The organism is Dokdonella aquatica, assembly GCF_051987395.1.
Classification (GTDB): domain Bacteria; phylum Pseudomonadota; class Gammaproteobacteria; order Xanthomonadales; family Rhodanobacteraceae; genus Dokdonella.
On the sequence record NZ_CP197094.1, the window covers coordinates 928,815 to 941,134 of the forward strand.

The following is a 12,320-nucleotide window of genomic DNA, read 5'->3' on the forward strand; positions in this document are numbered from 1 at the left end:
CATCAGAAGCTCGCGCGGAACGACAGCGTCACGTAGCGTGGCGATCCCGGCGTGATCTGGATCGGCGCGGTGAGGCCGGTGCCCTCGTAGTAGGTCTTGTCGAACAGGTTGCCGACCTTGAGGTTGAACGCGTAGTTGTCGAAGCTGTAGGTCAAGGCCATGTCGGCCACCGTGTAGCCCGGCATCGGCATGAGCTGCGGCGTCGCCGTGGTCGGCACGATGCCCTGGTAGTCGCCGACATGGGTCAGGCCGACGCCGAGCTTGAAGCCGTTCTGGAAGTCGTAGCTCGACCACAGGTTCGCCGTGTGCTCCGGCGCATTGGCGAGGCGCGCGCCGACCTGCACGGGGACGTTGGAGGTGGTGACGCGCGCGTCGGTGTAGGCGTAGCCGAAGATGAGCTGCCAGTTCTCGCTGACCTGCATGTTGGCTTCGAGCTCGACGCCTTCCGAGCGCGCCTCGCCGAGCTGGTTGTAGCAGACGCCGAACGGGCAGCTGAAGCTGTTGAGCACGTTCTTCTGGTCGATGCGGTACAGCGCGAGGCTCGCGGTGAGACGGCCGTCGAGCAGGTCCTCGGTCTTGACGCCCACTTCGGTCTGCTTGCCGGTCAGCGGATCGAACGTGTTCTCGCCGTTGATGTCGAGATCGGCCGGATCGGCCGGCACGTACGACTCGGAATAGCTCGCGTAGATCGTCCAGTGCTGGTTCGGCTGGTAGAGGATGCCGCCCATCGGCAGCAGCGACTCCTCGGACGTCTTCTTCACCGCAGGCACGTCGGGACGGCGCTTGTCCCGATTGCGGCTCTTCTCGCTGAAGTTGCGCGCGCCGAGCGAGAGCTTCCAGTGGTCGCCGAACCCGATCAGGTCGGACAGGTAGAACGCGCGGTTCTCGGAATTGAACGCGCGATAGGTGAGCAGGTTCGGCGTCGCCGGGTTGAATGCCGGGATGTCGTCGAATGCCGGGTAGCCCGAGTAGTCCGGGTTGTAGATGTCGATGTCGAAGCACAGCGGGCCCGGGCACACGCTGTTGAAGAACTTCTTGCGTTCCTCGTCGGTGGAATCGCGGCCGCCGCTGAGCCCGACCACCATCTTGTGCGAGACGACGCCGGTGTTGAACGGCATGGTCAGGTTGGTGTCGTAGTTCTTGTAGGTGCGCGCCGTCACGAGATGGCGCGCACGACGGTTCAGCGTCGTGTTGTTGGGGCGTACGCCGACGTGGCTGAATTCCTTCTGCTCGCTTTCGTAGTCGACGTCGCGGTACGAGGTGTTCCAGGTGAAGTCGTTCGCGAACGTATGCGACAGCGACAGGCTCGTCGTGAGGCCGTCTTCCTCGCGGTAGTCGCCGGGCTGGCTGTAGTACGTCGTGATCGGTGCGACGAGGCGGATGTCGCGGTTCGGTGCGACGAGACCCTGGTCGAAGCTGCCCTTGCTCTCGCGCTTCTCGATCTGCGCGGTGAGGTAGGTCATCGCGCCGATGTTCCAGGTGAAGCTCGGCGCGAGGTAGGTGCCGCGGTCGAAGCCATAGTCGCGGAACGTGTCGGCGTCGCCGTGCTCGCCGATCAGGCGATACAGGAATCGCCCTTCGCTGTCGAACGCGCCGGTCGTGTCGAAGTTGACGCGGTAGCCCGAGGCATCACCGAGGCTCAGGCCATGGCCGGAGTACGCGGTCGACTGCAGGCCGACCGTGGTGACGCGATCGGCCTGCGGCTTCTTGGTGACCATGTTGATGAAGCCGCCGGGCTGGTTCTGCCCGTACAGCACCGACATCGAGCCGCGCACGAGCTCGACGCGCTCGAGGCCGATGCTCGGCGGCGAACCGAAGCGTCCCGCGAGGCCCGGCAGGCCGTCGACGAGCAGCGAGTTCTTGTCGTCACCGCCGCTCTTGAAGCCGCGGAACGAGATGTCCATGCCGGTCAGGCCGGACTTCTTGATGCCCGTCATGTAGCTGAACATGTCGCCGAGGTTGGTCGCCTCGATCGACTGGATGAAGGCCTCGCCATAGCTCTGCACCGAGAACGGCGTGTCCATGACCGGCACGTCCATCTTCATCGCGCTCTTCGCGTCGGTCTCGAGGAACTGGCCCTCGACACTGATCGTGTTGAGCGTCTCCGACTCGAGCTTCTCGTCGTCGTTCGCGTCGGCCGGGGCCTGCACCGCCGCGATGTCCTGCGCGCGCGCATCGGGGACCAGCATGAACGGCATGGCCATCAGGATGGCCATCGCCAGCGTGTTTCGGTTGAACATTGATCCACCCTCCCAAGTTGATCTTCGTTATGTTTTTGGTGTCGCGGTGACGCGGGTCGCGCAATCCATGGGGTCGTGCACGCCGGGCGTCCTCGCCAGGCGGAGCGGTGTCAGGCCGCGAAAGGGAACACGGCGCAGGCGAGCGCCGCGAGCATCATGAGCAGGCAGATCAGCGTGGCCCAGCCGATCGTGTAGCGCTGGTGGTCGCCGAACTCGACGCCGGCGAGACCGACGAGCAGGTAGGTCGACGGCACGAGGGGACTCAGCAGGTGCACGGGCTGACCGATCAGCGAAGCACGCGCCATCTCGACGGGCGTGATGCCGTAGGCCTGCGCGGCCTCGGACAGCACCGGCAGCACGCCGTAGTAGAACGCGTCGTTGGAGATGAAGAACGTGAACGGCAGGCTGGCCAGCGCGGTGATCGTAGCGAGGTACGGACCGAGCGGATCCGGAATCACGGCGAGCAGGCTCTTCGACATCGCCTCGACCATGCCGGTGCCGCTGAGGATGCCGGTGAACACGCCGGCCGCGAAGATCAGCGCGACGACCGCGAGCACGTTCGGCGCATGCGCGGCGATGCGCTCGCGCTGCTGCTGCACGCGCGGGTAGTTGATGACGATCGCGATCGCGAACGCGATCATGAACAGCACCGACAGCGGCAGGATGCCCGCGACGAGTGCGACCATGAGCGCGAGCGTGAGCGCCGCGTTGACCCACAGCAGGCGCGGGCGACGCAGCGCGACGACTTCCTCGCCGAGCACGAGCGCAGTGACGTCGACCGGAGTTCCCGGCTGCGCATCGAGCGACACGGTGCCGAGTCGCTCGCGCTCACGGCGACCGAGGATGTAAGCCAGCACGAGCACGCCGATCACGCCGACCGCCATCGCGGGCAGCATCGGCACGAACACGTCTGCGGCGTCGACATGCAACGCGCTGGCAGCGCGGGCGAGCGGACCTCCCCATGGCGTCATGTTCATGACGCCGCCGGCGAGCATCGTCACGCAGGTCAGGTTGAGCGCGCTCATGCGCAGGCGCAGGTACAGCGGCAGCATCGCCGCGACCGTGATCATGTAGGTGGTCGAGCCGTCGCCGTCGAGCGACACGAACAGCGCGAGCGCGGCGGTGCCGACGACGACCTTGAGCGGATCGTTGCCGACCAGGCGCAGGATGCGGCGGATGACCGGATCGAACAGGCCCGCATCGATCATGATGCCGAAGTAGAGGATCGCGAACATCAGCATCACGCCGGTCGGAGCGAGCGTGCGGATGCCCTCGAGCATCATCTTGCCGAGGCCTTCGCCGCCGAAGCCGCCGAGCAGCGCGAACAGGATCGGGATCGCGACGAGCGCGACGAGCGGCGACAGCCGCTTGGTCATGATCAGCACCATGAACGTGATGACCATGCCGAATCCGAGCATCGTCAGCACGAGATCGCTCCCCGCATCTTGCCTCTCCTCCCCGGTGCGCGTTTCGTGGTTCCGCCGACGGCGGCACGCGCTTGATGTGTGGCAGGAGTCTAGGCAGGGCTGGCTGTCAACCGACTGACATTGCAGCGCAGCAACTCACGGCGTCGCCACGGGCACGATCGCGCGCCACGCCTGCAGCAGGCGCCGGCGCTTCTGTGCATCGAGGTAGACCAGAAGGCCGGGCCCGAGCGCGATCGGACGCAGGATGCCGACCTGCGCCTCCTCGATGCCGAGGTCCGTGTACGGCCCGTCGACGTCGCGCCGCACCGGCGGCAGGCCGCTGCGCGACGCGATCACGCGCTGCCCGCGCAGCGACAGCAGGTACTCGAGGAAGCGATGTGCATTTGCCGCGTGCGGCGCGTGGCGCGGCACCACCGCGGTGCGCGATACCACGAGCGTGTGGTCCTGCGGGTAGACGATGTCGAGCGGCGCGCCGGCCGCGACGCGTGCACGCGCGTACGAGCCAAGCAGGTTGTAGCCGATCGCGAGATCGCCCGACTCGAGGCGGTCGAGCAAGGTCGACGTGTTTTCCTCGGTCTGCATGCGCGCGTCGCCGAAGGCCTCGACGAGTGCGCCGAACTCGCTGCTCTGGCGCGCATCCTGCGAGGCGAGCAGGTAACCCACGCTGCTGCGCGAGATGTCGTAGCTGCCGATGCGACCGCTCCAGCGCGCATCGTGCTTGAGCAGATCGAGCAGCTCGGCACGCGATCTCGGCAGCGTCACGCCACGCATCGCGCCGCGGTTGAACACCATCACGGCCGGCTCGAACGTGAAGCCGAACGCCTCGTCGCGCCAGCGCGCCCACGCCGGCAGTGCGCGCGCGTTCTCCGAGACGTGCGGCGTCGCATAGCCGTCGTTGACGAGCTTGACCTGCAGGTCCATCGCGGTGCTGAGGAGAAGATCGGCGACGTGCTCGCCTGCGGCGACCTCGCGCAGGTGACGCTCGTACAGCGGCGCCGCGTCGATGAGCTCGTAGCGCACCGCGATGCCGGGGTGCAGCTCGCGGAAGTCGTCGAGCACGGGATCGAACACGCTGCGGTCGATCGTGCTGTAGATCACGAGCCTCGACTGCGACGGCGCGGGCGCCGTGTCGACCGCGCGCGCGACGCTTGCAGCCATCCCGAGGATCATGGCGATGGCGACCAGCACGGCACGTGTCATGTTCGCTCCACGGGCAGGTGCACCTGCATCTCGATGCCGCCGCCGTCGCGGTCGACGATCGTGATCGTGCCGCCCTGCGCCTCGATGGCCTGACGCACGATCGCGAGCCCGAGTCCCGCGCCGGGACGCGTGCTGTCACCGTGTGCGAAGCGCTCGAACACGCGTTCGCGCAGCGCGACCGGAATGCCCTGGCCACGGTCGGCGACACCGATGACGTAGTGGCCGCCTTCACGCACGAGCCGCACGGCGACGTCGTCCTCGTCGCTGTAGCCGTGCCTCAACGCGTTGTCGACGAGGTTCTTGACCGCCTCGCCGAGCATGAGCGCATCGCCGACGTAGGGCGCCTCGTCGAGGTCGCTCGAGAACCCCACCTGCACATCGGCGGCCACCGGCACCGCCTCGCGCAACGCGCTGCGCACGAGCGGCACGAGGTCGAAGGCCTCGAAGCGGCGCACGTCGGAGCGGTGCATGATCGTCGCGTCGCTGAGCAGCTGGTTGAGCAGGCGCGACAGCTTGGCTGCATTGCGCTCGACCGCGCGCAGGCTGTGCCGCAGCTCCTCGGGATCGTCGTCGGCCGCGACCTGGGCCTGCAGGCGCAGCGCCGCGAGCGGCGTGCGCATCTGGTGCGCGGCCTCGGCGATGAAGGCACGCAGCGTGTTGATGTTCGCCGACAGCCGCTGCATGAAGCCGTTGATCGCCTCGACCACGGGCGCGACCTCCGCGGGGACCGGCGCCGCGACCGGATGCAGGTCCTCGGGCCTGCGGCGAGAGAGGTCGTTGCCGATGCGCGCGAGCGGCCGCAGCGCGCGCGAGATGCCGAACCACACGAACGCGAGCGCGAGCACGGTCATGAGCGCGATCGGCACGAGTGCGCCCAGCACGAGCTCGTGCGCGAGCGCTTCGCGCGCGCGGCGCGTCTGACCGACCTGCACGGACACCCAGCCGCGCACGCCGGGCTCGGCGATCTCGCGCCCGAGCACCGCGAAACGCACGAGCTCGCCGCGGTACTGCGCGTCGAAGAATCTCGGCTGGTCGTGCGCGGGTGTGCCGCGCTGGCGTACCTGACCGGTGCCGACCGGGAGATCGTCGTAGCCCGTCACCGTACGCCCGTCCGGCGCGGCGACGCGGTAGAACACGCGGTCTTCGGGCGCCGACGACAGCATGTCGAGCGCCGCGTACGGCAGGTCGACCTGGATCTCGCGGTCGCTCGCCGACAAGGTCTCGATGATCGACAGCGCCGAGCCGACGAGCAGGCGATCGTACGAACGGTCCGCCGCGGTCTGCCCGTACACGCGCGCGGCGACGTACATGACGACCGTGCCGCCGAGGAAAAGCGCGCCCATCGTGCCGGCCAGGCGTGCACGCAACGACAGCCGCGACTCACTCATCCGTCGGCGTCGCCTCCGCGACATAGCCGAGGCTGCGCATCGTGCGGATGGTCAGCGAATCCCCGAGCTTGCGGCGCAGACGTCCGACATAGAGCTCGATCGCGTTCGGACTCGCCTCGTCGTCGAAGTCGAACAGCTGCGAGGCGATGTCGTCCTTGCTCAGCGTTCGCCCAAGGTTGCCGATGAAGATCTCGAGAAGACGATACTCGCGGCGCGGCAGATCGAGCAGCACATCGTCGAGGCGCGCGGTCTTCGCGGCACGATCGAACACGAGGTTGCCGATGCGCGTGACACCCGACGCGATGCCCTGCGAGCGGCGCAGCAAGGCGCGGCAGCGCGCGTCGAATTCGCGCACGTCGAACGGCTTGGACAGGTAATCGTCGGCGCCGACGTCGAGGGCGCCGACGCGATCCTCGATCTGCGAACGCGCCGTGAGCATGAGCACCGGCGTACGGTCGTTGCGCGCGCGCAGCGCCCGCAACACCGAGAAGCCGTCGCGTCGCGGCAGGCCGATGTCGAGCACGACGAGCTCGTAGCGCTGGTAACGCAACACCTCGTCCGCGTGTTGGCCATCACGCTGCCAGTCGACGGCATGCCCATCCCTGCGCAACCGGCGCAGCAGCGCGTCGCCGACATCGGCATCGTCTTCGACGACGAGTATCCGCACGTCGCTACCCTCCCGTTGTACGGGACGCGTGCGAAAGGCCTGCGATGACACGGCCCTCTTCCGCGTCCCACCTTCGATCACCGTTCTTCGACGGCGCTTGAGCCGAACCTTGCACGACAGCTTGCCGACAGGTTCGACTTCTAGTTTTGCGGACATCCTACACACTCGCACCATCGATGCCAGTGGGGGATGGAGGGGAATGACCACCATCGAATCACTCGCCACGGGCGGGTTCTGGATCGCGATGCTGCAGATCGTCGCGATCGACATCCTGCTCGGCGGCGACAACGCCGTCGTCATCGCGCTGGCGTGCCGCAAGCTGCCCGAGGACCTGCGCCGCAAGGGCATCTTCTGGGGCGTGGTCGGCGCGATCGTGCTGCGCGTGATCCTCGTGTTCTTCGCGCTGCAGCTGCTTGCGCTGCCGTGGCTGCGCATCGTCGGCGCGCTGCTCCTGTTGTGGATCGGCATCAAGCTGCTGCGCCCCGCGGACGACGATGGTCACGACGGCATCGGCGCGAGCACGCATCTGCTCGGCGCGATCCGCACGATCATCGTCGCGGACGCGGTCATGAGCCTCGACAACGTCATCGCCGTGGCCGGTGCCGCACACGGCGACATCGTGCTCGTCGCGTTCGGCATTCTCGTCAGCATCCCGATCATCGTGTTCGGCAGCCGCTTCGTGCTGCAGCTCATGGACCGCTACCCGTTCGTCGTGACGATCGGCGCGGGCCTGCTCGGCTGGATCGGCGGCGGCATGTTCGTCGACGACGTCGTGCTCGCCGACACGATGGCCGGCCTGCCGTCGACCACGCGTCACGTCGCGGCGGCCTGCGGTGCGCTGCTCGTCGTCGCGGTGGGCCGCGGCCTCGCGCAACGGCACCTGCGCGACCGCAAGGCGACCTGAGTCCGGAGCACGCCGATGCCGATCGACGACGGCACGCGTCAGGCGGATGTCAGCGCATCGCGCTCATCGTCGTGCCGACCGTCCATGTGCGCGCCGGTTCCTGCGTGATGCGCGCCGCCGCTCCAACAGGCCGGGACGCCCTCACTTCCGCTGGAGGTTCCACCATGTCCGTGCTCCATCCGCCGCATGCGCCACGCGCGCAGGTCCGGTTCACGTCGCACGCCCGCATGCTCGGCGCTCTCGTCGCGCTGTTCGCCACCTGCGGCGCCGCACAGGCGCAGTCGACGCTCGACACCGACGCGATCCGCGAACAGATCGCCGCGCTGCGTGCCGAACAGGCGCGCATCGCCGAGATGCAGGCACGTACCGAGGCGAGCATCCGCACGCTCGAGGCCTCGCTCGGCATCGCCGCTCCACCGCGTGACACCGCGGCGCTCGCGACCACGACACCGCCTGCGCCTGCAACGGTCGCTGCCACGGCACCCGCTGCGGCACCGGCCTCGCGCCTCAAGGTCGCCGGCGACCTGCGCGTGCGCGGCCAGGGCGACTTCTCCGACGACGCCGCACCGGACCGCCGCAGCGGATCGGTGCGCGGACGCCTCGGTGCGACCTACGAGGTGTCCGACCTCGTCTCGGTCGGTGCGCGCCTCGTCACCGGCGACGACGACGATCCGAACAGCACGGACGTCGCGATCTCGAACTTCGACGACAAGTTCAAGGTCAGCCTCGATCTCGCCTACACGCGCCTGAACTTCGGCAACCTGCAGGTCTACGGCGGCAAGACGCCGCTGCCGTTCACGCGCACCGAGCTGGTCTGGGACGGTGACGTCAATCCGCAGGGCGTGAGTGCGACGTACAAGCTGCCGCTCGCGGGCGGCTCGGCGTTCCGCGCGAACGGCCTGTTCTTCCTCGTCGACGAGCAGGCCGCCGGACCCGAGAGCACGATGCTCGGCGCGCAGGTCGGCTACGACACCGCGAAGCTCGGCGACTGGGCGTTCGATGCCTCGCTCGCCTACTACCACTACACGCTCGACAGCCTCGCCGGCGCCGACGCGGGCGATTTCCGCACCAACCTGCGCAAGCCCGACGGCAGCTACCTGTCCGACTTCCACCTCGGCGACCTCATCGTCGGCGCGACGTGGACCGGCCTCGGCGAGAACTGGCCGCTGCGCGTCGTCGCCGACTACGTGCACAACTTCGGCGCGGCGACCTCGGCCGACACCGGCTACGGAATCGACCTGCTCGTCGGACGCACGCGCCATGTCGGCGACTGGCGCTTCGGCTACGGCTTCGCGGTCGCGCAGACCGATGCCGTGCTCGCCGCGTTCTCGCACGACAACACCGCGATCGCGACGAACTACCGCCAGCACATGCTCAGCGCGGACGTCATGGTCACCGACGGCACCACGATCAACGCGAGCTGGGCCCACTACAAGCCGTACAGCGCCGTCGATGCCGGTAACCGCTCGCCGGGCGACTGGCTCGACCGCTTCCGCCTCGCCCTGCTCGTGACCTTCTGACGTCCAGCGCCCGCGACGGCGGGCACGCCATCCCACCGACCGGACCCGCCACCATGATGCGCTCCGCCCTTTCGTTCCGCGCCACGTTCGCCGCGATCCTGCTCGCCACCTGCGCCACGCCATCGCTACACGCGGCCTCGTTCCACCGCCTCGAATCGGTCACGCCGATGCCGTCCGAATCACCGGACTGGGACTACGTGACGCTCGACCAGAAGCGCTCGCACCTGTTCATCGGCCGCCGTGGCGACGGCGTCGCGGTCTACGACACCGCGGCGCGCAAGCTGCTGCCGACGCTGGCCGACTCGGCCGAAGGCAACGCGATCGTGCTCGCCGAACCGTTCCGGCGCGGCTACACGGTCAACGAGGATGGCACCTCGACCGTGTTCGACCTCGAGACGCTGAAGACGATCGAGCGCATCAAGCTCGGCGACGCGGCCGATTCGGGCACGTTCGATGCCGCCACGCACCAGGTGCTCGTGACGATGAGCGATGCGCAGTCGATCGCGTTCCTCGACGCGAAGACCGGTCGCCGCGACGGCACGCTCGTGCTCGAGGCGCACAAGTTCGACGGCCTCGCCGCCGACGGCGAGGGACGCGTATTCGTCGCCGAACGCGACCGCAACGCGATCGCGGTGATCGACACGCGCAAGCGCGTGCTCGCCGCCGAATGGCCGCTGGCAGGTTGCGACGAACCGACTGGCCTCGCCTACGACGCCGAGCGAAAACGCGTGTTCGTCGGCTGTCGTGGCAAGGCGCCCGTGCTCGCGGTCGTCGATGCCTCGTCGGGCAAGGTCGTCGCCACGCATCCGATCGGCCGCGGCAACGACGGCGTCGTCTACGATGCGCAGGCGCGCAAGGTCTACACGGCCAACGGCGTCGACGCGAACCTCGTCATCTACGACCAGAAGGATGCCGACACCTACGAACTGGCCGAGGCGACGACGACGCGCCCGTACGCGCGCACGATGGCGCTCGACCGTGCGACGAAGAAGCTCTACCTCGTCACCGCCGAGGGCACGGTCGACCCGGATCGCAAGGTCAACCGCGGGCCGGCGCCGTTCTACCCGAACCGTTACCATGCCGGCACGTTCACGCTGCTGACCTACGCCCCGCAACCATGATCGACCCGGCCCCACCGGCACGCGCACCGCGATGCCGGTGACCGCCCCGTACGCCCGCGCCGCGGCGGTGCTTCCGTTCGCCGCGCTCGCGGGCGCGCTGCTCTCGCACCTGCACGTCCCGCTCGCGTGGATGATCGGGCCGCTGCTGCTCCTCGCGATCGCCAACGGCTTCGGTGCCGGCATCCGCATGCCGGCGCCCGGTCGCTACACCGGCCAGTGGCTGGTCGGCAGCGCGCTCGGCCTGTACTTCACCGCGCCCGTGGTCGCGCAACTGCTCGATGCGGTCGGCTGGATCGCGCTCGCGGTCGCCGCGAGCATCGCCGTGAGCTTCATCGCCGGCCTCGTGCTCGCGCGCCTCGGTGGTGCCGACCCGGTAACCGCGTTCTTCGCGAGCGCGGTCGGCGGCGCCGCCGAGATGGCCGTGCACGCCGAGCGGTATGGCGCGCGCGTCGACCAGGTCGCGGCTGCGCAGGCGATCCGCGTGCTCGTCGTCGTGCTCGTCGTGCCGTTCGCGTTCACGCTCGGCGGCCAGCATGGTTCCGACGCCTACGCGCCGGTCACGCTCGACCTGCACCTGCCCGGCCTGCTCGGCCTGCTCGCGCTCGGCAGCGTCGCCGGCCTGCTGCTCGCGCGCCTAGGCGTGCCGAACGCGTGGCTGCTCGGCCCGCTCGCGGTCGGCACGCTGCTGACCGCGACCGGCAACGCGCTGTCGTCGATCCCGTCGCCGCTCGTCAACGCCGGCCAGCTGCTGATCGGTTGTGCGCTCGGCGCGCGCTTCACGCCCGCGTTCTTCCGCGAGTCGCCGCGCTTCCTCGCCGGCGTGGCCGCGAGCAGCGCGATCCTGCTCGGCGGATGCGCGGCGATCGGCGTGGCGGTCGCGCGGCTGTCCGGCATCGCCTGGCCGACCGCCGTGCTCGCGACCGCGCCGGGCGGCCTCGCCGAGATGAGCCTCACGGCCAAGGTGCTGCAGCTCGGCGTGCCGATGGTCACCGCGTTCCACACGGCGCGGCTCGTCGTCGTGGTGACGACCGCGGGCCTGCTGTACCGCGGCTTCCTCGCCTGGCGCACGCGCCGCTGACTCAGAAGCGGTACTGCACGACGAACTTGGTCTTGGTCTCGACGCCGGCCTCGCGGTGCAGCGAGCGCGCACCGACGGCGTGCACTTCCCAGGGCCCGCGTGGACGCCACTTGACGCCGACGCCCGCGAACACGGCCGCGCGGTCGAATGCATCGTCGTGCGCCTTGGCGTACACCTCGACGCCGCCTTCGAAAGCACCCCAGCGGCGCACGCGCGCGATGCCGGCGGTGATCTCGCCGCGCGAAGCGTTCGCGCCGCGTTCGTAGGCGAACTTCGTCGAGAACCCACCTTGCGCATCGAGCCGGCCCGCGAGCACGGCGAGGTTGAGGCGCACCTCGCCGGCACCGAGGCCTTCGTCCGCATTGCCGGTCGGCAGCATGAGCTTGGCCTCGATCGCGACGGCCCGGCCACGCGCATCGCGCGGCAGCGCCGCCCATTTCACCTTGATCTCGGCATCGCCCTCGCCGCGCGAATCCTCGCCGTCACGCCGCAGGATTTCGCGGCGCTTGTGCGAGAACTCGATCTCGAGGCGCGTGTGCACCGGTACGGTCAGCGCGAGCTTCGGCGCATCGCGCGGATCGACGTTCGGCGTGCGCTTGCGCTCGTGGACGAGCTTGAGCGTCGTCGCGGTCGCGACGCCGGGCATGCCGACCTCGAGCGCGGCGGCTTCGCCGCCGAGCGACATCGCGCATGCGGCGACGAGGCGCCGGTAGAAGGGCATCGATCCGGCAGCGTGCATGCGGGCATCGGTCGCGCGCGGATGCACCATCGTCGC

General features: G+C 69.0%; 10 protein-coding genes. 4 read left to right on the forward strand and 6 right to left on the reverse strand.

The window, feature by feature from the left end; translation table 11 throughout:
* Positions 1–2: 2 nt before the first annotated feature.
* The 5 genes from ACQQ2N_RS04080 to ACQQ2N_RS04100 form a co-directional block, all read right to left on the reverse strand.
* Positions 3–2,240: a TonB-dependent siderophore receptor gene (locus ACQQ2N_RS04080; protein WP_440224404.1), complete on the reverse strand. Its 2,238-nt coding sequence runs from the start codon at positions 2,238–2,240 to the stop codon at positions 3–5.
* Positions 2,241–2,350: 110 nt separating this feature from the next.
* Positions 2,351–3,667 (reverse strand): CitMHS family transporter, encoded by a 1,317-nt coding sequence (locus ACQQ2N_RS04085; RefSeq protein WP_440224405.1) that lies wholly within the window; start codon positions 3,665–3,667, stop codon positions 2,351–2,353.
* 135 nt (positions 3,668–3,802) lie between these two features.
* Positions 3,803–4,867 (reverse strand): ABC transporter substrate-binding protein, encoded by a 1,065-nt coding sequence (locus ACQQ2N_RS04090; protein WP_440224406.1) that lies wholly within the window; start codon positions 4,865–4,867, stop codon positions 3,803–3,805.
* The gene (locus ACQQ2N_RS04095) at positions 4,864–6,255 is read right to left on the reverse strand and encodes a sensor histidine kinase (protein ID WP_440224407.1); all 1,392 of its coding nucleotides are present in this window, start codon (positions 6,253–6,255) and stop codon (positions 4,864–4,866) included. The genes ACQQ2N_RS04090 and ACQQ2N_RS04095 overlap by 4 nt, the downstream gene beginning before the upstream one ends.
* Complete coding sequence (locus ACQQ2N_RS04100) at positions 6,248–6,922, reverse strand: response regulator transcription factor (RefSeq protein ID WP_440225706.1); 675 nt, start codon at positions 6,920–6,922, stop codon at positions 6,248–6,250. Before ACQQ2N_RS04100 ends, ACQQ2N_RS04095 begins: the two co-directional genes overlap by 8 nt.
* A 199-nt stretch (positions 6,923–7,121) precedes the next feature.
* Between ACQQ2N_RS04100 and ACQQ2N_RS04105 the strand changes: the two genes are divergently transcribed.
* The 4 genes from ACQQ2N_RS04105 to ACQQ2N_RS04120 all read left to right on the forward strand — a co-directional run bounded on the left by ACQQ2N_RS04105 (position 7,122) and on the right by ACQQ2N_RS04120 (position 11,545).
* Positions 7,122–7,826, forward strand: a complete 705-nt coding sequence (locus tag ACQQ2N_RS04105) for a TerC family protein (protein WP_440224408.1) — start codon at positions 7,122–7,124, stop codon at positions 7,824–7,826.
* A 164-nt stretch (positions 7,827–7,990) separates the two neighbouring features.
* The gene (locus ACQQ2N_RS04110) at positions 7,991–9,346 is read left to right on the forward strand and encodes a putative porin (RefSeq protein ID WP_440224409.1); all 1,356 of its coding nucleotides are present in this window, start codon (positions 7,991–7,993) and stop codon (positions 9,344–9,346) included.
* A 53-nt stretch (positions 9,347–9,399) separates the two neighbouring features.
* Complete coding sequence (locus ACQQ2N_RS04115) at positions 9,400–10,467, forward strand: YncE family protein (protein ID WP_440224410.1); 1,068 nt, start codon at positions 9,400–9,402, stop codon at positions 10,465–10,467.
* 37 nt (positions 10,468–10,504) lie between these two features.
* Positions 10,505–11,545, forward strand: coding sequence for an AbrB family transcriptional regulator (locus ACQQ2N_RS04120; RefSeq protein ID WP_440224411.1), 1,041 nt, complete (start codon positions 10,505–10,507; stop codon positions 11,543–11,545).
* 1 nt (position 11,546) lies between these two features.
* Here ACQQ2N_RS04120 and ACQQ2N_RS04125 read toward each other — a convergent pair whose 3' ends face one another.
* Positions 11,547–12,284 carry a hypothetical protein gene (locus tag ACQQ2N_RS04125; protein WP_440224412.1) on the reverse strand — a complete coding sequence of 246 codons (738 nt, stop codon included), beginning with the start codon at positions 12,282–12,284 and terminating at the stop codon, positions 11,547–11,549.
* Positions 12,285–12,320: the final 36 nt, after the last annotated feature.